The 20,897-nt window shown below is 67.7% G+C and carries 15 protein-coding genes; 5 read left to right on the top strand and 10 right to left on the bottom strand.

Going from position 1 to position 20,897, the window contains the following annotated elements; translation table 11 throughout:
• The first annotated feature begins 11 nt into the window (after positions 1-11).
• Entirely contained in the window at positions 12-995 is a 984-nt protein-coding gene (locus D7Y04_RS12455; protein ID WP_120598556.1) for a hypothetical protein, read from the top strand.
• Between the two features lie 47 nt (positions 996-1,042).
• Positions 1,043-2,896, top strand: a complete 1,854-nt coding sequence (locus D7Y04_RS12450; RefSeq protein ID WP_147454738.1) for a hypothetical protein — start codon at positions 1,043-1,045, stop codon at positions 2,894-2,896.
• Between the two features lie 9 nt (positions 2,897-2,905).
• Here the strand turns inward: D7Y04_RS12450 and D7Y04_RS46745 are convergent, their stop codons facing one another.
• The 3 genes from D7Y04_RS46745 to carB all read right to left on the bottom strand — a co-directional run bounded on the left by D7Y04_RS46745 (position 2,906) and on the right by carB (position 9,347).
• The gene (locus tag D7Y04_RS46745) at positions 2,906-3,556 is read right to left on the bottom strand and encodes a pentapeptide repeat-containing protein (RefSeq protein ID WP_366928227.1); all 651 of its coding nucleotides are present in this window, start codon (positions 3,554-3,556) and stop codon (positions 2,906-2,908) included.
• A 281-nt stretch (positions 3,557-3,837) separates the two neighbouring features.
• Positions 3,838-5,844, bottom strand: a complete 2,007-nt coding sequence (locus D7Y04_RS12440) for a rhomboid family intramembrane serine protease (RefSeq protein WP_121759468.1) — start codon at positions 5,842-5,844, stop codon at positions 3,838-3,840.
• Positions 5,845-6,095: 251 nt separating this feature from the next.
• On the bottom strand, positions 6,096-9,347 hold the full coding sequence (gene carB, locus D7Y04_RS12435; protein ID WP_121759467.1) for a carbamoyl-phosphate synthase large subunit: 3,252 nt from the start codon (positions 9,345-9,347) through the stop codon (positions 6,096-6,098).
• A 142-nt stretch (positions 9,348-9,489) separates the two neighbouring features.
• Here carB and D7Y04_RS12430 point away from each other — a divergent pair, with 142 nt between their 5' ends.
• Complete coding sequence (locus D7Y04_RS12430; protein WP_121759466.1) at positions 9,490-10,242, top strand: hypothetical protein; 753 nt, start codon at positions 9,490-9,492, stop codon at positions 10,240-10,242.
• 49 nt (positions 10,243-10,291) lie between these two features.
• On the opposite strand, the gene D7Y04_RS12425 is transcribed toward D7Y04_RS12430, so the two are convergent.
• From D7Y04_RS12425 to D7Y04_RS12395, 7 genes are all read right to left on the bottom strand, one after another.
• Entirely contained in the window at positions 10,292-10,909 is a 618-nt protein-coding gene (locus D7Y04_RS12425; protein ID WP_158627502.1) for a carboxypeptidase-like regulatory domain-containing protein, read from the bottom strand.
• A gap of 167 nt (positions 10,910-11,076) precedes the next feature.
• The gene (locus tag D7Y04_RS12420; RefSeq protein ID WP_121759464.1) at positions 11,077-13,473 is read right to left on the bottom strand and encodes a carboxypeptidase regulatory-like domain-containing protein; all 2,397 of its coding nucleotides are present in this window, start codon (positions 13,471-13,473) and stop codon (positions 11,077-11,079) included.
• Between the two features lie 167 nt (positions 13,474-13,640).
• Positions 13,641-14,834 (bottom strand): pyridoxal phosphate-dependent aminotransferase, encoded by a 1,194-nt coding sequence (locus D7Y04_RS12415; protein WP_120580181.1) that lies wholly within the window; start codon positions 14,832-14,834, stop codon positions 13,641-13,643.
• Between the two features lie 81 nt (positions 14,835-14,915).
• Positions 14,916-15,398 carry a pantetheine-phosphate adenylyltransferase gene (coaD, locus tag D7Y04_RS12410; RefSeq protein ID WP_014396068.1) on the bottom strand — a complete coding sequence of 161 codons (483 nt, stop codon included), beginning with the start codon at positions 15,396-15,398 and terminating at the stop codon, positions 14,916-14,918.
• Between the two features lie 47 nt (positions 15,399-15,445).
• The gene (rsmD, locus tag D7Y04_RS12405) at positions 15,446-16,003 is read right to left on the bottom strand and encodes a 16S rRNA (guanine(966)-N(2))-methyltransferase RsmD (protein ID WP_120599097.1); all 558 of its coding nucleotides are present in this window, start codon (positions 16,001-16,003) and stop codon (positions 15,446-15,448) included.
• Between the two features lie 10 nt (positions 16,004-16,013).
• Positions 16,014-17,057 carry a hypothetical protein gene (locus tag D7Y04_RS12400; protein WP_121759463.1) on the bottom strand — a complete coding sequence of 348 codons (1,044 nt, stop codon included), beginning with the start codon at positions 17,055-17,057 and terminating at the stop codon, positions 16,014-16,016.
• Between the two features lie 47 nt (positions 17,058-17,104).
• The gene (locus D7Y04_RS12395; protein ID WP_120599095.1) at positions 17,105-18,112 is read right to left on the bottom strand and encodes a cation diffusion facilitator family transporter; all 1,008 of its coding nucleotides are present in this window, start codon (positions 18,110-18,112) and stop codon (positions 17,105-17,107) included.
• Positions 18,113-18,225: 113 nt separating this feature from the next.
• On the opposite strand from D7Y04_RS12395, the gene D7Y04_RS12390 reads away from it, so the two are divergent.
• Positions 18,226-19,815, top strand: coding sequence for a sigma 54-interacting transcriptional regulator (locus tag D7Y04_RS12390; protein ID WP_120599094.1), 1,590 nt, complete (start codon positions 18,226-18,228; stop codon positions 19,813-19,815).
• Positions 19,812-20,735 carry an alpha/beta fold hydrolase gene (locus D7Y04_RS12385; protein ID WP_120599093.1) on the top strand — a complete coding sequence of 308 codons (924 nt, stop codon included), beginning with the start codon at positions 19,812-19,814 and terminating at the stop codon, positions 20,733-20,735. The genes D7Y04_RS12390 and D7Y04_RS12385 overlap by 4 nt, the downstream gene beginning before the upstream one ends.
• Positions 20,736-20,897 lie beyond the last annotated feature (162 nt).

Here is a 20,897-nt window from a genome sequence, read left to right as displayed (position 1 = left end):
CCAGGAGGTGGATGATGGACTTCACGGAGCTCAAGATCGCCAGGGGCAGTGGCAACTTCCATGTGAATCAATTCCGGATCCACTTCAGCGTCCCCGGGCTCCAGGGCGATCCGCAGAAGCAGCTCCCGTTGCTCGTGGCGGAGTTCACCAAGGACTTTCCCAAGTTCTTCAATGGGCTCGGCAAGAACATGCAGGAGAACCAGGCGAGCGTGGCCTGGTCGACCCGGCAGTTCGAGCAAACCCGGACGCTTCGCTTCCTGCTCGACGTCAAGCTCGCGGCGCTGGGCATCAACCTGCCTGACTTCCACAGCGATTGGGTCCACGTCCTCTGGCAGGATCCCAACAAGGGGTTCGCCGCGCAGACGCTCAAGCGCAACTTCTCGGAGGGCCTGGAGAAGCCCCTGTCGATCCTGCCGCTTTCGGCGCTCTCCGTCTTGATTCAATACAATGCGTATCACTTCCTCGCGGGCCGCCGGTCCTGGGTCTTCGGCCTCCTGCAGCCAGGGATGCCCGGATGGAACGCAGGGAGTCTCCAGGTCGGCAAGGTCGAAAGCGGTAAGTTCACGCCCTACAGTGGCGGCCCCACCCCCGTCTTCTACCTGGAGTCCTCGGCGGTCGAGCGATCCTCGCTGCTCCTGTTCAAGCTCATGGAGGTGGATCCCGGGATCTTCGTCGACATCCGCGAGACCATCATCTCCCTCTGGAGCAACCTGCTCGCGAACTACGTCCACTCCAAGGGCTTCCGTCTGAACGTAGGCCACCCCAAGACCTATGGCACGGATGACGGTGCCTCTCTTTGGGCAACCCAACCTGAATGGCGGGGCGTGTATCGCCGGAAGGCGGAATTCGAAACGCCGCGGGAGCTCAACGCGAAGAAGTGGGTCCAGTACCTGCTGGATCTCCATCCCGCGTTGAAGAGCCAGCCGCTGACGGAGACCGCGTTCAAGGGAATGGGCGGTCGTTCCGGCGGAGGTGGCGCCAGCGGCGGGTGGTGAGCGCGGCCCTGGCCCTGTTGTTCCCAGTTCACGACACGAGAAAAGCCATGTCCGACATTCCCAACATCATCGTCTTGGTGAGCGGAACAGTAGACCCGGTCAACAGCGACTTGAAGGCGCGCTCCGCGAGTTATCAGCGCAAGAAAAGCATCAACGACCCAGACTGGTACTGGCAGGAAAACCCTGACCTGTGGCTTGCCATCGACGAAATCCACAAGCGTTACACCAATGTCCATATCTTCACGGCTCACGGATGGACGGGGGACAATGGCTCGTCCAACCGTACGATCGCGGGGACCTACCTGGCCAACCGCCTCTGTGGCGCCAACGGGAAAAGCGCCTACTACAAGGGCTTCCTCAACCAGGAAGTCGCATTCCATCTCATTGGCCATTCACATGGCGGGAATGTCATCAACGAACTGACGGCCCAGGCAGCCGTCGCATGGCCCCAGCGCTGGAAGATCCGCAGCATCACCTATCTCTCGACACCGTTCTTCACGAAGCAACACCACGTCAACACCAAGGCACTCCACAAGGAGTGCAAGATCATCAACGTCTACAACAAATACGACCTGACCCAGAGGGTCGTTGCCGACTTCTCACTCCTCCCTTTTCACGATGCCTTCAAGCGGTCCGAATTCGACGACTTCGGCGCCCAGCTCAAGAAGATAACGTTCGACACCCGTGTGTTCGAGGACGCCGTCAAGTCCACGAGACTCAAGGATGCCGACCCTTCCCTATGGATTGACTTGAAGCTGTTGATGGATCCGGCCAAGGGGAAGGCGCTCTACGACAGCTGCATCAACACCCTCAACAGCGTCAAGACCGCCCTTGCCAAGGCCCGCGAGGTCATCTGCGCGCTCAACAACGTCATCAAGTTCGACGTGCCCGTGGAGATGACAGGCGATGCCCCAAAGAATCGACAGATCATCAACAACGATCTCGCCAATCGGCTTCAGGCCGAGCTGAACAAAGTCGAGACCAGCCTGTCGCCAGCGCTCAAGGCGTTCCAGGCCCGAAAGGCCAGCGGACGCTACCCGCTCATGGGCTTTTTCGACGACTTGAATGTCTCAAGCCCCCTGAGAGCCGTCTCCAAGCTCCTTCAAATCAATCCGAAGACCCTGAGCGGTCCATTGTGGGACCTGCTTGCCCAGGTCCTTGAGCAACAGATCCACAAATTCGACAACACGACTTCATCCCCCAAGGCCCAGTACGCGCAATCGCCCTTCGCGAACCGGATCGTCGACGTCGACGTCACCAAGGAGGACAAGTACGCGCAGTTCCATCTTGATGCCAACTTCGACAACTTCGTTGGCCGGCTGGAAAAGTGTGAAGCCAGATATGCCAGTACCGTCGCTCGAACTGATTTGATGAACCTCGTCTTCACCCTTCTGGCGAATCATGCCCCTGTGAGCACGCTGATCGCCGAACAGGGAAAAACCGTCACCACGATCCGGCGCACACTTGACTGGCTGGTGGTCTGGCTGAAAGCAAACAAGTACCTGCCGTCCAATCTGATGGCGCTTCCAACCGATCCGGGGAGACTCTTCCGCGAGGCCAGCGGAATGATCAGCATTCCAGCGGTCGCGGCACTCGCGGAGCTGTGCGCAGTGCTCGAGACCCATGTTGGCATTCTCAAGGAACGAAGCGTCGGGCAATTGGAGGTCACCCTGGTTTCTTCTCCGTTCATGCAGGCTCTTCCCAAGGCGAGCGGCATGAACGTTCCCTATAAGGCTGTTGAACCGTCCCCCCTTGCTCGGAACAAGCTTGAGTTCACGCCTCCCGTTTCTATCGGAGGCTTGTCCTACTTCATGCGGGTTTCACATTCCGTCAGCCGAAAAAAGCTGTATCCCAAGGTCCGCGCCCTCATCGAGGAGCAGATCAACAGCCTGAGACGCTGAGACGGACGGTCATGGCTTCTCGGGGGTGCAGCGGCCAATGGAGCCAGGCCCACAGCGTGTGCCATCCACCCAGATGGCTCGCTCAAGCCGGGCTCCATGCAGGTCCGCATCCTGGAGATTCGCGCCGCGAAGGTCAGCGCCCTCCAGCGAAGCATCGCGCAAGCTGGCGCCCTGAAGTTGGGCGCCTTGCAGGTTGCAGGATGCGAGGACCGCGTTCTTCAAGTCCGCGGCTCGCAGGTCCGCCCGAGGCAAGCTCGCCCCACCGCTGGGGACAGAGTAGAAGTGGGAGCGCTCGGTGCGCTGATACGGACCGTCTGGGCCAAAAAAACTGCTGCCTGAAAGCTGAGCCTTCCGCAGATTCGCACCTGTGAAGTCAGCGCTTTCCAGGGAGCGTGCCGCACGAAGGTCCGCCCCTTCCAGATTGGCGTCCTGGAATTGGGTGCCTGTCAGATAGGCCCCTTCGAAGAGGGCGCCTTGCAACTCGGCATGCCGCAGGTCGGTCGCAGCCAGCGAGGCCCCACTCAGGTCCGCGCCACGCAGATTCGCCCGGGCTAGCTGTGCTTCCCGCAGGGCGGCGTCCCGGAGCTGAGCCCCTGGCAACACAGCCCCTTCCAGTCGCACCCCGACCAACTGACAGCCGTTACACGCCTTGGTCTCCATCAAGCCACGAACAACCTTGTCCTGGGGGCTTTCGCAGCTGGTCAACAGGCCCACCGACAACGTCGCGGGAATCAAGAGACGGAACGTGGGGGACCGCCAGCGGAGAATAGTTGCCGACGTCATGACAAGACCCCTCGTGTCAGTGGTTGCATGCGTACGTCTCGGGAGCGGACCGGGCCCCGGCCTCGCGGGGCGCAAAAGTATGCGGATACCACGGAGGGAGCTGGATTGAACAGGAGGCCATGTGCTTCCAAGCACCTACAACCCGCTCCATTCCAGCATCAGGCCGCCGCGGACTCCTGCCCATAGTAGTGCGCCGTGAGCTCGCCCTCGGTGGCGAAGCGTGGATAGCGGCCCTCGGCCAGCGTGGGCGCGTCCGGCAGGGCGTTGGCGCTGGAGTGCTCCAGCAGCGCCGACAGGAAGCGCGCGTAGGCGTCTCGCGGCGCGAGGCCAGGATAGCGCTCTGGCAACCCGAGCCCGGCGGCCGGGATGCGCAGCACGGTCGGCCCTCGCGACAGGTCGCCCCAGGACACCACCAGGTCGGTGAGCACCGTCTGCCGCGGGGCCGCCCCTTCGGGCCCGGCGATGGGCAGCATTCCCACGGCCACCGCCATGACCTCCGTGACGGCCAGCGACCGGCGCTGTCCTCCCTGGGCCTCCACCATCAGGGCCTTGTCGGACAGCCCCAGGATGCGACAGGGGATGATTCGCGGGGGCAGCGTGGAGCCTCCGGACGACTCGGGCGCCAGGGCCGCGACTGCTTGAGTCCTTGGCGTGGAGGACTCCGTGTCCAGGGCGATTCCCCGGTCCTTCATCCGCGCCTCCATCCGGACCGCCTCCAACTCCAGCTGGCCGATCCGTTCCGCCAACGCGGCGGCATCGCCTGTCGCCATCGGCTTCGCCCGGGTCAGGTATTCCGTTGCCTTCTCCGGCGCGTCGCGGCGCGCCAGCCGCAGCTCCGCGGCTCGAATCAGGGCGCGCACCGCCATGGCGCCAGTGCCCTTGCCGGCCGCGGCGTAGAGCGACTCGGCCATCCCCACTGAGTTGGAGGGAGCCCCCTCCTGGTCCATGCCCTGCGCCACGCGCCAGGCGACACCCGGGCGCAGCCGGTCCACGGGGAACAGCTCCCCCAACTGGTCCACCGCGTGCCAGAGCGGTTCGGGGACCTCATGTCCCACCAGCAGTTGCAGCGCCTTTTCCACCCGCGCGGAGCCGGAAGGCACCCGGCCGTCCTCCAGCTCCATCCGCCCCAGGAAGAGCAGCGCCTCGGTGTTGTCCGGATGGTCCGCCAGGATGCGCTGGAAGGTCGCCCTTGCCTTCTCCCGGTCGCCGCCGTCCAGCGCCGTCTGAGCCTCCAGCATGCGCGGGTCCGCCACCCAGCCCCCTTCACGCGCGGCGATGGCGGGGGCGACGAAGCGCTCCTCCATGCGTGTCACACGCAACGCGCTGGCCGCGCCGAAGCCGAAGACGAACCCACCAATGTGAGCCATCACCGCGACGCCCGTGTTGTTGCCCCAGAGGAAGTCGAGCACCTGGTTGCCGAACCAGAGGCCCGCCCACAGCCAGCCCGGAACACCGAAGGTGCCGCGCCAGATTTTCAGGAACCAGAAGAGGTAGCCCACGCGGACCTTGCGCATGGCGAAGCGCAGACAGAACGCGCCCATGCACGCCGCCACCGCTCCGGAGGCACCGACCATCAATGTCTGGGATTGCGTGTCGAGCGCGAAGTGGGCAATCCCCGCCACCAGGCCCCCTACCCCGTAGAAGGCCGCGAACAGCGGCCGTCCCCAGGCATCCTCGAGCAGCAACCCCACGACGTAGAAGAACAGCAGGTTCCCCAGCAGGTGCATCCACCCGAGGTGCAGGAACATGTACGTCAGCCAGCCCCATTGCAGCAGGCCCCGAGCGGGCACGAGCCCCAGGCGGTTGAGCAGACCCGAATCCCTCGCCTCCAGGACGCTCGCACAGTGCGCGTCGAGCCGCGCCTGGAGCGCATTCACATCCACGTCCCAGGCTGGCGCCTCCGCCTCCTTCTTCAACTGGGCCAGCAGCGCCTTGCCGTGCGCACTGAGCAGCGCGGTGCAGCCTGTGGGCAGCTCCAGGTCGGGATGGGCGAGCGTCTCCTGGAGCAGCTCGCGAATCTCGCCCTCACCCACCCCGCCCGGGTTCGAGGGAACCACCCAGGTGATGAAGAAGGCCACGGCACAGATGGCGGCGATGGAGACGGAGACCCAGGGGCGACGGTCCAACGTCGCACCGTCCACTCCAAGCGGGAGCAGGAACACCATGAAGGAAGCCTCACCTCGACGGGCGGGGCCCCCCACCCATGCAGCGCCACGCGGAAGCCCCCCGCGCGATGCGCATGGACATAGCACGCCAGGACGCACGCCTTCATCCGGTGCGCCCTCCAGGACATGTCTTCAAATGCGTGAAAACAGCCAAGCCATGCAAGTCATAGCAAGGCGGGTGCTTCCCCCGGGTCGCGACGCGAGTGAAACACGCGGCCCCCAACACACAGGGGCCGCGAGTCTTCACGGGACTACCGGCGCGCCGGGGGCACGCCGTTCTCACCGTACAGGTAGCTCTGCAGCGGCTTCACGGCGAGGTCCGAGCGCTTCAGCGACTCCAGCGCTCCCACCGCCATGCGCGCCGCCTGCACCGTCGTGTAGTACGGCACCGAGTGCATCAGCGCCTCACGCCGGATGGAGAAGCTGTCGGAGATCTCCTGCTTGCCGAAGGTGGTGTTGATGACCAGGACGATCTCCCCGTCGACGATCTTGTCGACGATGTTCGGCCGGCCCTCCTTCACCTTCTGCACCCGCTGCGACTCGATGCCCTTCGTCAGCAGGTAGTCGTGCGTGCCCGCCGTCGCCGTCAGGGTGAAGCCCATCGACCGCAGACGCCGCGCCAGGTCCACCACCGCCGGCTTGTCCTCGTCCTTCACGGAGATGAACACCCGGCCGCTCTTGGGCAGCTTCACGCCCGCCGCCAGCTGGCTCTTCGCGAACGCGGAGGCGTAGTCCTCCGCCAGGCCCATGACCTCGCCCGTGGACTTCATCTCCGGGCCCAGAATCACGTCCACCCCGGCGAAGCGCGCGAACGGGAAGACGCTCTCCTTCACCGCCACGTGCCGGAACTCCGGCTCCTCCGTGCGGTCCAGTTCCTTCAACGTCTTGCCCACCATGCAGAGCGCGGCAATCTTCGCCATCGGGACGCCCGTCGCCTTGGAGATGAACGGCACCGTGCGGCTCGCGCGCGGGTTCACTTCCAGGATGTAGATGTTCTTCCCCTGGATGGCGAACTGCACGTTCATCAGGCCCACCACGCCCAGCTCGCGCGCCATGGAGATGGCCTGGTCCTTCATCCGCTCCACCAGGTCCGGCGACAGCGAGTGCGGAGGCAGCGTCGCCGCCGCGTCACCCGAGTGCACGCCCGCCTCTTGGATGTGCTCCAGCACGCCGCCAATCAGCACCTGCCCCGTGCGGTCCGCCACCAGGTCCAGGTCCACTTCGATGGCGTCCTTCAGGAAGCGATCAATCAGCACCGGGTGCTCCGGCGACGCGCTCACCGCCTCGCGCATGTAGCGCTCCAGGCTGGACGCGTCGTAGACCGTCTCCATCGCCCGGCCGCCCAGCACGTACGACGGACGCACCATCACCGGGTAGCCAATCCGCTCGGCCACCTTGAAGGCCTCCGCGTGGCTGCGCGCGACGCCGTTCTCCGGCTGCTTCAGGCCCAGCTTCTCAATCAGCTTGGAGAACTTCTCGCGGTCCTCCGCCCGGTCGATGGCGTCCGGCGAAGTGCCAAGAATCGGCAGCCCCGCCTGCTCCAGCGGCACGCTCAGGCGCAGCGGCGTCTGCCCGCCGAACTGCACGATGGCGCCCACCGGCTTCTCGCGCTGGGACACCTCCAGCACGTCTTCAATCGTCAGCGGCTCGAAGTAGAGGCGGTCGGACGTGTCGTAGTCCGTGGACACCGTCTCCGGGTTGCAGTTGACCATCACCGTCTCGTACCCGGCCTCGCGCAGCGCGAAGGCCGCGTGCACGCACGCGTAGTCGAACTCGATGCCCTGTCCGATGCGGATGGGGCCGCTGCCCAGAATCAGGACCTTCTGCCGGTCCGTGGGGGGCGCCTCGTCCTCCTCCTCGTAGGTGGAGTACAGGTAGGGCGTGTACGCCTCGAACTCCGCGGCGCAGGTGTCCACCCGCTTGAACACCGGACGGATGCCGCGCGAGTGACGGTGCGCCCGCACCTCCGCCTCCGGGTAGCCCATCAGGTTGCCCAGGTACTTGTCGGAGAAGCCGTGCGCCTTCGCCTGACGGAGCACGTCGTCCGCCAGGTGATCCAGGCGGCCAATGTCCGCCAGCGACTGCGCCTCGTGCACCAGCGCCTCGATGTGCCGCAGGAACCACGGGTCGATGGCGGAGAGCTGGTGCACCTGCTCCACCGTCATGCCCTCGCGGAAGGCCTGCGCCACGAACCACGGGCGCTCCGGACGGGGCACGCGCAGGCCCTCGTGCAGCACCTTCTCCCGCTCTTCCTTCTCCGTGGGCAGCTCCGGCGACTCCAGGCCCACGCGCCCCAGCTCCATGGAGCGCAGCGCCTTCATGTACGCCTCGGGGAAGGTGCGGCCAATGGCCATCACCTCGCCCACCGAGCGCATGCTCGTGGTCAGCGTGCGGTCCGCCTTGGGGAACTTCTCGAAGTTGAAGCGCGGCACCTTCACCACCACGTAGTCCAGCGTCGGCTCGAAGGAGGCCGGCGTGTCGCGGGTGATGTCGTTGCGCAATTCATCCAGCGTGTAGCCCAGCGCCAGCTTCGCGGCGATCTTCGCGATGGGGTAGCCCGTCGCCTTGGACGCCAGCGCGCTGGAGCGCGACACGCGCGGGTTCATTTCAATGACGACCATGCGGCCGTCACCCGGGTGGATGCCGAACTGGATGTTGGAGCCACCCGTGTCGACGCCAATCTCGCGGATGATGGCCAGCGACGCCTGCCGCATGCGCTGGTACTCGCGGTCCGTCAGCGTCTGCGCCGGCGCCACGGTGATGGAGTCACCGGTGTGCACGCCCATCGGATCCAGGTTCTCGATGGAGCAGATGATGATGACGTTGTCCGCGGAGTCGCGGACCACCTCCAGCTCGTACTCCTTCCAGCCGAGCACGCTCTCCTCCACGAGGATGGTGGAGGTGGGGCTCGCCTTGAGGCCCGAGCGGCAGATGGCCTCGAACTCCTCGCGGTTGTACGCGATGCCGCCGCCCGTGCCGCCCAACGTGAAGGACGGACGGATGATGGCCGGGAAGCCAATCTCCTCCACCAGCGCCATGGCGTCCGTGAGCGTCGTCGCGTAGCCGCTCTTGGGCAGCGCCACGCCAATCTTCTGCATGGCCGCCTTGAAGAGCTGGCGGTCCTCGGCCTTGTTGATGGCCTCCAGGGACGCGCCAATGAGCCGCACCCCGTACTTCTCCAGGATGCCCTTCTCCGCGAGCGCCTTGGCCAGGTTCAGCGCCGTCTGCCCGCCCATGGTGGGCAGCAGCGAATCCGGGCGCTCGGCGGCGAGAATCTTCTCCGCCGCCTCCACGGTGATGGGTTCAATGTAGGTGCGGTGCGCGAACTCTGGGTCCGTCATCACCGTGGCGGGGTTGCTGTTGAGCAGCACCACCTCCACGCCCTCGTCCCGAAGCGCCTTGATCGCCTGGGTGCCTGAGTAGTCGAACTCGACGGCCTGCCCGATGACAATCGGGCCCGAGCCAATCACGAGAACCTTCCGGATATCGGTACGCTTGGGCATCGGGCGCCCCCCATACCAACGTCCGCCGCCACATGCACGCGGTGCGTTGTGGCATCCGAAGAGACCGTCCGATGCCTGCTTGCTCGGGAGACCCCGGCCCGGCGTCCTCTGCTACGCTGCCGCGCTTCCCTCCGGAGGTTTCATGCGTCGCTGGCCCCTGGCCCTGCTCGTCCTTCTCTCCGTGCCCGCCCTCGCCCAGGACACCGCTCCGGCCGCCACGCCCGCTCCCGCCGAGCCGACCCCGGCGCCAGCCCCCGCCGCGCCCACTCCGGCTCCGACGCCCGCCCCCGCGGAGGCCCAGCAGCCGCCCGCGGCCCAGGCTCCAGCGGCGGCTCCCACTCCGGCCCCTCGCAAGCCCACGCCCGCCCCCACCCCGCCTCCGGGCTCCGTGCCCATGTCCCCCACGGCGCGGCCGCCCACGCCGGCCACCCCCTCCTCCGCGGGCACCGTCCAGCTGGCCCCGGGTCGCGAAGCCTCGCGTCCCACCGAAGAGGACCTGTCCCCCGAGGGCATCGCCCGTTCGGTGATCCACAACGAGGCGCGCTTCCTCTTCCAGAGCCTGCTCACGGGGGATGTGCGCAACGCGTCCACGGAGCTGAGCTTCCCGTTCCAGCTGGAGGACAAGCGCTTCAACACGCCCGACGAGCTGGTGCAGGCGTGGGTGAAGCAGCTGCGCTCGCGGCGCACGGACCTGGTCACCCTCTACGACATCGAAGTGCTGCCCATCGCGGAGATGGAGAAGAAGTACGGCAAGCCGCCCGCGCGCCTGGGCCTGGATCCGCGCGCGCTCAAGGACACCTGGGCCGCGGTGGGCAACCTCTCCGGCCACGCGGCCATCTTCCTCTTCCGCGGCAGCCCGGACCTGAGCTGGCACGCCTTCGCGTACACGGACTGAAGACGCCAAGGAGCGCCCGGCGTTCCCACCGGGCGCTCCGCTGCTTCCGTTACCCCGCCGGCTGCAGGGTGATGCTCACGGGATCCGGGTCCTGGATCACGATCAGGAGGTCCGAGTACGTCTCGAAGCCATCACGCTCGGCTTCAATCGTGTAGAGGCCGGGCGCCAGGTCCACGGAGAACTCCCCGGACGTATTCGTGGTCGCGCGCTCCAGGACCTCCTTCGTCTCGTGGTCCAGGACGGAGATGTAGACGCCGACGAGCGCCGTCCCGTCCGCCTGCTGGACCTTGCCGGACACGCGGATGATGGTGGCCTTCAGGTTGAAGGACATGGCGAGGGTCATGCCCGCCTCCACCTCGACCTCCTGCTGCTCCACGTCGTAGCCCGGCCCCGCGGCCATCAGGGTGTAGTTGCCCGGAGGGAGCGACTCGAAGGTGAACTTGCCCTGCGCGTCCGAGATGACCGTCTTGTCGGTCTCCAGGAGGGTGACCTCGAAGTCCTTGAGAGGTTCGCCTTGCTCCGTCAGCACGACGCCCGTCACCCGCCCGGGCCGGGGCTCCTTATCGGCCGGATCATCGACAAGCTCGATCTCGGGATCGCACGCGGACAACACCACGGCCATCAACAGCGCGCAGAGCACGCTGCTTCGCGTCTTCAACGTCATCATGGGGGTTCTTCCTGGGTGAGCGCGCTCCGGCCGGCGCGAGGACTTCAGCATCTGGCCCTCGGAGGGGCTCGGCGGTGCGTCCAGTCAGCTCCTGGACGCGGAAGCGGCCTGGCGATTCATCCTTCCAGACCGCTTCTTTCCTTCACTGCGACGTCATTCCCACGGGGCTAGCGGGGCGGCACCACCACGACGAGTCCTCCGGGAGGACGACTGAAGCCGTAGGTGGTCCCCCAGCTCACCAGGGTCCCGTCCTGCTTGAGCGCGATGGACCCCTCCCCGTTCCCGATGTTGATCACCTCCGCCACGCCGGTCAGCCCCGCGGGGACGTTGCAGCGCCCGCCGTCGTTGTTACCCCAGCACCACACCGTGCCGTCCTTCTGGAGGGCGTAGCTGTGGAACTGCCCGGCCGCGACGGAGACGACGTTCTTGAGGCCGCCTGGGACGTTACCCTCGCCATAGACGTTGGAGCCCCACGCCGCCACGGTGCCGTCCTGGCGCAGCGCCACGTTGTGGAAGCCCGCGGGCGCCACCGCCACGACGTTCGAGAGGTCCGCCGGCACCTTCGTGGCGTCGTAGCTGCCCTGCCCCCAGGCCACCGCGCGGCCATCCTTCGTGACGGCGACGACGTGGCTGAAGCCGCCGTGGATGCCCACCACGTCCTTCAGCCCGGCGGGCGGGGAGTCCTCGCCATAGACGCTGGCGCCCCACATCATGAGGGTGCCATCCGCCCGGAGCACGAACCGGGTCAGTCCGGCCGCGGCCACGGCGACGCCGTCGTGCACGTCGGGCCGGCCTTCGTTCCTCGAACCCCACGACGCCACGGAGCCGTCCTTCAGCAGCGCGACGCCCTGGAGCCAGACCGCCCCGACGCTCACCACGCCTTTCAGGTCCCCCAGGCCCGAGGGCGTGCTGCCCCAGGCCGCGACGGTCCCATCCGTCCGGACGGCCACGCCCCAGTCGTTGGCCGCGCTCACGGTCTGGGCCCGCAGGACCCGCACCGAGCCGGAGACCGCGGGACGCCAGGGGGCAGCCATCGTCACCACCACCGGCTGCTCACCCGAGGCGAGCGACGCGGGGACCTGGGCGACGATCAGCTCCTCCGTCCAGGTGGAGTACTCCGTCACCGTTACCCCGCCCACCGTCACGGAGCTCGCACCGCGCACGAAGCCGAAGGGTCCGCCCTTGAGCACGAGCGCGCCGCCCTGCACCGACAGCATGGGAAAGGTGACCGCCGGAGGCCCGTCCACGCGGGCCAGCTCGAAGTCCGCCCGGCGCGACTCGTCGCGCACCACCGTCACGGCCTGCGTGCCCTGCGTGTAGTGGCTCTTGCGCGCCGTTACCGTCCGGGCGCCCGCGGGCACCGCGAACAGCGTGTAGACGCCCTGCGCGTCCGTCACCGTGGTCTCGGTGGTGCCCGTGGCGGAGATGAGCACGCCCTCCAGCGAGCTGTTGTCCGCCATGCGGACGGTGCCCGTCACGCGGCCCACCTGCTGCATCAGCGTGAACGACACCGTCGCCGGCAGGCCCGCGAGGACCGTCACCTCCTGCGCTCGCGGTAGGTAGTTCTCCTTCGTCGCCTGGAGGACCCAGAGGCCCGTCTTCACGTAGCCCAGCACGAACGCACCGGACGCATCCGTGGTCGTGCTCGCGTCCGTGCCCACGATGGAGACGGTGATGCCCTCGTGCGAGCTGGCCCCGTCGAGCAGCACCTTCCCCTCCACCCGGCCCGCCGCGCGCGTCAGCGTGAGCGCCACCGTCGCCGCAGCGTCCGCGTGCACCTCCACCTCCGCCTCCCGGGCGACGTAGTCCGCCTGAGACGCGACGATGCGCCAGGTGCCCGTCTTCACGTTCTCCAGCACGAACGCGCCGGACGCATCCGTCGTCGTGCTCACCTTCGTCCCCTGGAGCGACACGGTGATTCCCTGGTGCGACGCCGCGTCGTCGAAGCGGACCGTCCCGGTGATACGGCTCGTCGCGCGCGCCAGCTTGAGCGCCATGGAGGTCGTCTCGTCACCGCGCACGGTGATCACCTCGTACCTCGCGAGGTAGTCCGCCTTGGACGCGACGAGGCGCCACGCCCCCCGCCTCACATTCTCCAGCGCGAACGCACCCGAGGCATCCGTCGTGGTGCTCAGGCCCGAGTCATCGAGCGTGACGGTGATGCCCTCATGGGAGGTCGCATCGTCGAGTTGGACGGTCCCCGCCACACGGCCCTCCGACACGGCCAGCACGAGCGCCACCGTCGCCGTCTCGTCCGCCTTCACCTCCACCGCCTGGGTGGCGGGCAGGTAGTCCTTCCGGGACGCCACGATGGAATGCGCGCCGGGCTTCAACCCGTACAGGGTGAACGTGCCCTGGGCATCCGTGGTGGCGCTGGCATCCGTGCCCTCGGCCTTGACCAGGACGCCCGACAGCGTCTGCCCGTCTTCCGTCCGCGTCGTCCCCGCGACCTTGCCCGTCTGGATGACGGGGCCGCCAGGGTCCGTTGGCGCATCCTTCGGGTCGCAGGCGCACACCAACGCCAGGAGCAGCGCACAGAGCGCGCCCCGTCGATTCATCTTCATGTCTGAGCTCTTCCGGTTGGGGACGGGGCCGCGTCCGGCTGTTGACTGCGGGCACCAGGTCACGGGGAACCGGCCCGCGTGCCCTATGCCACCCCTCCGACGTACCGTGTGAGCATCAATTCACTCCGGCTCCGGAAAGTTGCCGGGCGCAACGACCGTTTCCGCCGTCAGCCCAGCGCCGCGACAAAGTCCCGCAGGCGCGTCAGGCCCTTCTGCAGCACCTCGCGAGAGGTGACGAAGCTCATGCGGATGTAGCCCGGCGCACCGAACGGGTCTCCCGGCACCGCCGCCACGAGGAAGTCGTTGAGCAGCGCCTCGGAGAGCTGGAGCGAGTCCGTCAGCGGCTTGCCCTTGTACGTCTTGCCCAGCAGGCCCCGCACGTCCGCCATCGCGTAGAAGGCGCCTTCCGGCAGCCGGCAGCGGATGCCGGGGATGGCATTGAGTCCCGCGACGAACAGATCCCGGCGCTCGCGGTACTCGTTCACCATCGCGGTGATGGTGTCCGTGGGGCCATTGAGCGCCGCCAGCGCCGCCTTCTGCGTGATGGAGGACGCGTTGGAGGTGGACTGGTCCTGCACCAGCTGCATGCCGGTGATGAGCGCCTTGGGCCCCGCCGCGTAGCCCAGCCGCCAGCCCGTCATCGCGTGGGACTTGGACAGGCCGTTGGACAGCAGCAGCCGGGGCACCAGGTCCGGCGCCACGTTGCCCAGGTTGAGGAACGGCTCCCCCGTGTAGAGGAGCTTCTCGTACATGTCGTCGGTGACGATGATGCAGTCATGGCCGCGCACCGCGTCGGCAATGCCCTCCAGCGTGGCGCGCGAGTACACCGCGCCCGTGGGGTTGGCCGGGCTGTTGAGCACGATGGCGCGCGTGCGCGGGGTGAGCGCCTTCTTGATGGCGGCGGGGTCCGGCGCGTAGCCGTCCTCCTCGCGCGTGGGGACGATGACCGGCGTGCCGCCCGCCAGGTGCACCATGTCCGGGTAGCTCACCCAGTACGGCGCGAAGATGATGACCTCGTCGCCTTCGTCCAGCAGCGCCTGGAAGCAGTTGTAGAGCGACTGCTTGCCGCCCGCCGTCACCACCACCTGATCCACCGCGTACTTCAGGCCGTTGTCTTTCTCCAGCTTGCGGCAGACGGCCTCGCGCAGCTCCGGCATGCCCGCGGTGGCGGTGTACTTGGTGAAGCCCGTACGGAGCGCGTCGATGGCCGCCTGCTTCACGAACTCCGGCGTGTCGAAGTCCGGCTCACCGGCGGCGAGCACCACCACGTCCTTGCCGCTCGCGGCGAGCGCCTTGGCGCGGGCGTTGAGGGCCAGGGTGGCGGAAGGCTTGATGGCTTGCAGCCGGCGGGCGAGTTTCATGCGCCCTGCGTAGCGCGGAACTCCCGAGCCGGACAAGCCCGCTCGCGCGCCATGGGGGCCGGCTGCCCCTCCGGAACGACCCTAGGGTTTCGGGCCGAACTTCTTCTTCAGCCCCGCGTTGACGTTCGGGGGGACGAGCCCATCCACGTTCCCCCCGAAGGTCGCGACCTCCCGGACCAGCTGCGAGGAGATGTAGAAGTAGTCCTCACCCGTCATCATGAAGACGGTGTCGATGTCCGGCGCCAGCTTGCGGTTCATGTTCGCCAGCTGGAACTCGTATTCGAAGTCCGACACCGCGCGCAGCCCGCGGATGACGACGCTCACGTTGCGCTGGTGCACGTAGTCCACCAGCAGGCCGTGGAAGGCGTCCACCTCCACGCGGGGGTCGTTCACCGCTTCACGGATGAGCTCGATGCGCTCCTCCTGGCTGAAGAGGGGCGTCTTCTTCGGGTTCACCGCGATGGCGACGATGAGCCGGTCGAACATCTTCAGGCTGCGCTGAATGAGGCTCAGGTGCCCGTTGGTGAGCGGATCGAACGAACCAGGATAGATGGCGACCGGCATGGGTGCGTTGAAGTCTCGGCGGGCCCACGGGGCCGGTCAAGCGCACGTCACGGGGCCCGGTAGAAGCTCACCAGGGTGTCCCCGAAGCGGCGCTGGTCCTCCAGGGCGAGCCCCGAGTGGGCCTCCGGGGCCGCTTCCCGCTTGTCGTGCTCCACCATCACCGTGCCGCCCGGCGTCACCACGCCCGCGGCCACCACCGCCTCCAGCACCGTCTCCACCACGCGCGCCGCGTAGGGCGGATCCGCGAAGACGAGGTCGAACTTCGCCCCCTGCTTGCCCAGCGTCTCCAGCGCGCGGACCACGGGCTGCGCCAGGATGGACACCTGGGCGGCGAAGCCCAGCGCGTCGGTGTTCTTCCGGCACAGGGCCAGGGCCTCGCGGTCCTGGTCCACCAGCACCAGCCGCCCCGCGCCCCGCGACAGGGCCTCCAGCCCCAGGGCGCCGGTGCCCGCGTACAGGTCCAGCACGGCCTGGCCGTCCAGGAACTGGCCCAGCATGTTGAAGATGGTTTCCCGGACCCGGTCCGCCGTGGGGCGGATGTGTTCGGACGACGGCTTGGGCCCCGTCAGGGCCCGACCCTTCGCGCTGCCTGCAACGATGCGCATGCGCGCCCTTCTAGCCCAGGTCCCCGCCCGGCTTCGCGAGGAACGCCATGGCCACCGACGAGGACCGGTGCGCCCCCAACGCCACCAGCGCCTCCGTGGCCTCCGCGAAGGACAGCGCCTCCAGCGTCTCCCGGGCCGAGGACGACAGGGGCGGCAGCCCCTCCTCCAGGACGGAGAGCAGCTCCCCGGCCGGCATGCCCGCCGCCTGCGCCCGCGCAACTACCGCCTCGCGGACCTCCGGAGGCCAGGCGCGCAGGGCCAGCGGACCGAAGGGCCCTCCCCGGTCCACCTTGCGTACACCCACGGCCACGTAGCTGGACAGCCCCCGCGCGGGTCCGGTGGAGGACTCGGCCACCGACACCGACACGCCCTTCGCCGCGGCCGTCTCCACCACCTGCCGCAGCAGATCCACGTCCAGCTCGCCCTCTCCCAGTTGGGCGTCCGACACGCGCAGGAAGCGCAGCGGGACCTGCCACTGCGCCAGCCCCTCCAGCAGCGTCGCGCACGCGTCCACCAGCCCGCCGGAGGACAGCTGGGGCGGGGACACCTCCAGCGACAGCTCGCGCTCCTTGAGCGGGCCCACCAGCGCGTTCACCGCCTCCACGGCCTCGTAGGAGGTGAGGCGCGACAGGTCCAACGACACCAGCGCGAAGCCCGCGTCCACCACGCGGAAGATGCCGTCCTGCAGGGCATCCAGCACGTCCGCGTCCGTGGAAGTGACTCGAAGGGGGCCGGCCTGGAGGAACAGGGGCCGGGTGTGCTCGGCCTCCTGCGCCGCCGCGTGCACCGCCCTCACGAAGCGCTCCGGCGCGCCCCGGTCCGCCAGGGGGTGCGGGCAGGAGAGGCCCAGCACCGAGTCCTCCGCGCGGGCTGCGCCCAACAGGCCCGGCAGCGAGCCCTTGGACAACACCGGCAGGCACGGCAGCGCCATGGGCGTGGATTCCAGCGCCGCAAGCAACTCTCGTGGATCCAACAGGGGCACCCGGGAGCCCGGGCCCACCCGCGCCACCACATTGCCCGGCCGCAGCGACAACACCTTGTCCAGCACGCTCATAGAGGCCCGCGAGGATTCCCTCCCCGCGCGCCTTTCGCAAGCGTGAGTCAGTGCACTTCGCCCAGGTGGGCGTAGGACTGGCTCTCAATCTGGATGGTCGTGTGGTCGATGCCGAAGCGGTCGAAGAGGTCGTGCTTCACCGCGGACAGGATGTCGTCGTTGTTGCAGACCATGGGGTCCGCCACCACCAGGTGCGCGGACAGCGCGTACATGCCGCTGGAGATGGTCCACACGTGCAGGTCGTGCACCGCCTGCACGCCCGGCACCTTTCCCATGAGGTCGCGCACCTGCTCCAGGTCCACGTGCGCGGGCACCGCCTCCAGGAGCACGTCCACCGCGTCCTTCACCAGCCGCAGCGCGCCCACGACGATGATCATCGAAATCAGCACGGAGATGATGGGGTCCACGACGTACCAGCCGGTCCACCACATCACGCCCGCGCCAATCAGCACGCCTACCGAGGACAGCGTGTCCCCCAGCACGTGCAGGAACGCACCGCGCACGTTCATGGAGTGCGTCTGGTGCAGGAAGCCCAGCGCCGCCAGGTTCGCCACCAGGCCAATTCCCGCCACCAGCGCCATGGGCCCCAACTCCACCGGAGCGGGCGTGCGCATGCGCTGCCAGGCCTCCATCAGGATGAAGATGGTGATGACCAGCAGCAGCACCCCGTTGAGGAGCGCGCTCAGAATCTCCATCCGGTAGTAGCCGTAGGTCTTCTTCAGGTCCGCGGGCCGCCCGGCGAACCAGAGCGCCAGCAGGCTCAGGACCATGGCCGACACGTCCGTCAGCATGTGCCCGGCGTCGGAGAGCAGCGCCAGCGAGTTGGTGAGGAAGCCACCCACCGCCTCCGCCACCATGATGGTCGCCGTCAGCCCCAGCGCGAACAGCAGCCGCCGCCGGTCCTTGCGCCGCTCCTCCGCCAGCCCGCCCTTGCGGGGACCGTGCGAATGACCGTGCCCATGGCCGTGCGAATGCCCATGGTGCGAGTGGTCATGGTCGTGGTCGTGCGAATGACCGTGCCCGGCCCTGCCGTGTGTATGTGGGGGTGCGCTCACAGGGAACCAGGGTACGCCATTGGCGCCGTTATTCAGACAGGTGCCGCTGGATTGATTTCGGACAACCCCGTAGATCCGTTGTCCTGATCCGCAACAGGCCGAGGGACGCGGGGATGGACTTCGAGAAGCATCAGAATCTGCACACCATTGTCATGTTGAGGGATGTCATCCGCAAGTGGTGGCAGGTGGAGCTTTCGTTCGCGGATCGCAACGGCCTGGTGCACGACTGGCAGCGCGGGGATTTCATCCCGCCGCCCAACGACTTCTGCCGCCACTCGCTGGGGGCGCGGGAGGGGATGCGGCGGTGTGCCCAGTCGGTGCGGGTGCTGCATGAGAAGTTCAAGGCCGCCAAGAACCTGCGCCGCTCGCTCTTCCACGACTGCCACCTGCGCCTGTCCATCGTGGGCGCGCCGCTCTACATCCGCAACGAGTACGAGGGCTTCCTCTTCGTGGAGGGCTTCGCCCGGCAGCCGCTCATGCCCGGGGACGGACAGGTGCTCCTGAGCAAGATGCGCGACATCGCGCCCGGGGCGATGCTGGAGCTGGAGGGCGCGGCGGAGCGCGTGCCAGTGCTGGACGGCTCGGAGCTGAGCAAGCTGTCGGACCTGCTGGAGTTCGCGGTCACGGAGATCGCCAACCAGGAGGTGGAGCTCACGCGCAAGGAGGAGACCATCCAGTCCATGGCCTCCGAGCTGTCCAACCGCTACCGCTTCGAGAAGATCATCGGCCGCTCCGGGGCCATGAACGAAGTCTTCCGCCTGATGGAGAAGGTGGCCCACTCCGACTCCACCGTCCTCATCAACGGCGAGTCCGGCACGGGCAAGGAGCTGGTGGCGCGCGCCATCCACCACAACGGCCCGCGCAAGGACAAGCCGTTCGTCGTGCAGAACTGCTCCGCCTTCAACGACAACCTGCTGGAGAGCGCCCTCTTCGGGCACACCCGCGGCGCCTTCACCGGCGCGCTCAAGGACAAGAAGGGCCTCTTCGAGGTCGCGGACCAGGGCACCTTCTTCCTGGACGAGGTGGGAGACATGTCCCCTGCCCTCCAGGTGAAGCTCCTGCGCGTGCTCCAGGAGGGCACCTTCCTGCCGGTGGGCGGCACCCATTCCCGCGAGGTCGACGTGCGCGTCATCGCCGCCACCCACAAGGACCTGGGCGAGATGGTGAAGCGCGGCGAGTTCCGCGAGGACCTCTTCTACCGCATCAACGTCATCCGCCTGCAGCTGCCGCCCCTGCGCGAGCGCAAGGACGACCTGCCCGTCCTCATCGACCACTTCCTGCGCAAGCACCACCGCGAGGGCCAGCGCGCGCGGGGCCTGGCGCCGGAGGCCCTGGGCATCCTGGGCGCGTACGCGTGGCCGGGGAACATCCGCGAGCTGGAGAACGAAATCGAGCGGCTGCTCGTGCTGGGCGGCGAGCTGGAGACCATCCCCGCGGACCTGCTCTCCAGCCGCATCCGAGACGCCGTCGTCCCCGGCGGCGGGCCCTTCATCGCCCCGCGCGCGCACGGCAAGCTGCACGAGGCGGTGGAGTCCCTGGAGAAGGAGATGATCCACCAGGGGCTGGTGCGCACCCGCTACAACAAGAGCCGGCTGTCGCGCGAGCTGGGCATCAGCCGCTCCAACCTCCTCCTGAAGATCTCCCGCTACGGGCTGGACAAGGGCATCCCCGAGGGGCTGGACACGGAAGAGGTGGAGGCGTGAGCGCACCCCACGGACAGGCGGTCTCCTTCCGGCAGGACTCGCTGCGGGTGCCGGACGGCGCGGACCTCTACTACCAGGTGCGGGGGGACGGGGCCCCGGGCATGGTGCTGTGCGACGGCCTGGGCTGTGACGGCTTCGCCTGGAAGTACCTCCTGCCCTACCTGGGCCGGCGCCACCGAGTGCTGCGCTGGCACTACCGGGGTCACGGCAAGAGCACCGTCCCCACGGACCGCACACGCATTGGCATGGCGTACACCTGCGACGACCTGGCGCGGGTGATGGACGCCGCGCAGATGGACAAGGCCGTCCTCTTCGGCCACTCCATGGGCGTGCAGGTGGCGCTGGAGTTCCACCGCCGCTACGCCCGGCGCGTGGAGGGGCTGGTGCTGGTGTGCGGCAGCTACGGCCTGCCGCTGGACACCTTCCATGACTCCACGCTGCTCAAGCGCCTCTTCCCCACCCTGAGGGCCGCGGTGGAGCGCTTCCCCCGGCACACCGCGCGCATCGTGCACGGGGCGCTCACCACGGAATTGGTGGTGCAGCTGGCCATCCGCCTGGAGATGAACCCGGACCTCATCGCCCGCAACGACCTGGCCCCGTACTTCACGCATCTGGCACGCATGGACCCCGTCGTCTTCGTGCGAACCCTGGATTCGCTGGCGAACCACACCGCCGAGGACCACCTGGACCACGTGGACGTGCCCACCCTGGTGGTCGCCGGGGAGAAGGACCGCTTCACCCCCGGCTGGCTGTCCCGGAAGATGGCCGAGCGCATCCCCTCCTCTGAGCTCCTGATGATTTCCGAGGGCACCCATACCGCCCCACTGGAAGTTCCAGGCCTGGTGGAGCTGCGGGTGGAGCGCTTCCTGAGGGAGCGGCTGGGCGTGGAAACCGCGGAAGTCGCCCCGAAGGTGGGATAAGCGCCCAGCAGGCAGGGGGGCTGATTGTTTGCCTGCTGGACACCCGCCTTCATTGCAGGTGGGAAGCCCCCGGCATATAAGCCCCCGCCTTCCGGGTTCCGGTGGGATTGAGAAACCCCGTTCTGGGCGTCTCTCCTCGCACCTTCTTTTCCGTTAGTTGGT

Origin of the sequence: Corallococcus sp. AB038B (genome assembly GCF_003668955.1) — a bacterium.
Taxonomy (GTDB): Bacteria; Myxococcota; Myxococcia; order Myxococcales; family Myxococcaceae; genus Corallococcus; species Corallococcus exiguus.
This window is presented reverse-complemented; position numbering and strand designations above follow the sequence as displayed.

Bases quoted from the DNA above. Each gene is read 5' to 3' on its own strand.
- D7Y04_RS12420 (WP_121759464.1), bottom strand. From the start codon at position 13,473: ATGAAGATGAATCGACGGGGCGCGCTCTGTGCGCTGCTCCTGGCGTTG.
- D7Y04_RS12400 (WP_121759463.1), bottom strand. From the start codon at position 17,057: ATGAGCGTGCTGGACAAGGTGTTGTCGCTGCGGCCGGGCAATGTGGTG.
- coaD (WP_014396068.1), bottom strand. From the start codon at position 15,398: ATGCCGGTCGCCATCTATCCTGGTTCGTTCGATCCGCTCACCAACGGG.
- D7Y04_RS12450 (WP_147454738.1), top strand. From the start codon at position 1,043: ATGTCCGACATTCCCAACATCATCGTCTTGGTGAGCGGAACAGTAGAC.
- D7Y04_RS12415 (WP_120580181.1), bottom strand. From the start codon at position 14,834: ATGAAACTCGCCCGCCGGCTGCAAGCCATCAAGCCTTCCGCCACCCTG.
- D7Y04_RS12425 (WP_158627502.1), bottom strand. From the start codon at position 10,909: ATGATGACGTTGAAGACGCGAAGCAGCGTGCTCTGCGCGCTGTTGATG.
- D7Y04_RS46745 (WP_366928227.1), bottom strand. From the start codon at position 3,556: ATGGAGACCAAGGCGTGTAACGGCTGTCAGTTGGTCGGGGTGCGACTG.
- D7Y04_RS12440 (WP_121759468.1), bottom strand. From the start codon at position 5,844: ATGGTGTTCCTGCTCCCGCTTGGAGTGGACGGTGCGACGTTGGACCGT.
- carB (WP_121759467.1), bottom strand. From the start codon at position 9,347: ATGCCCAAGCGTACCGATATCCGGAAGGTTCTCGTGATTGGCTCGGGC.
- D7Y04_RS12390 (WP_120599094.1), top strand. From the start codon at position 18,226: ATGGACTTCGAGAAGCATCAGAATCTGCACACCATTGTCATGTTGAGG.
- D7Y04_RS12430 (WP_121759466.1), top strand. From the start codon at position 9,490: ATGCGTCGCTGGCCCCTGGCCCTGCTCGTCCTTCTCTCCGTGCCCGCC.
- D7Y04_RS12455 (WP_120598556.1), top strand. From the start codon at position 12: ATGATGGACTTCACGGAGCTCAAGATCGCCAGGGGCAGTGGCAACTTC.
- rsmD (WP_120599097.1), bottom strand. From the start codon at position 16,003: ATGCGCATCGTTGCAGGCAGCGCGAAGGGTCGGGCCCTGACGGGGCCC.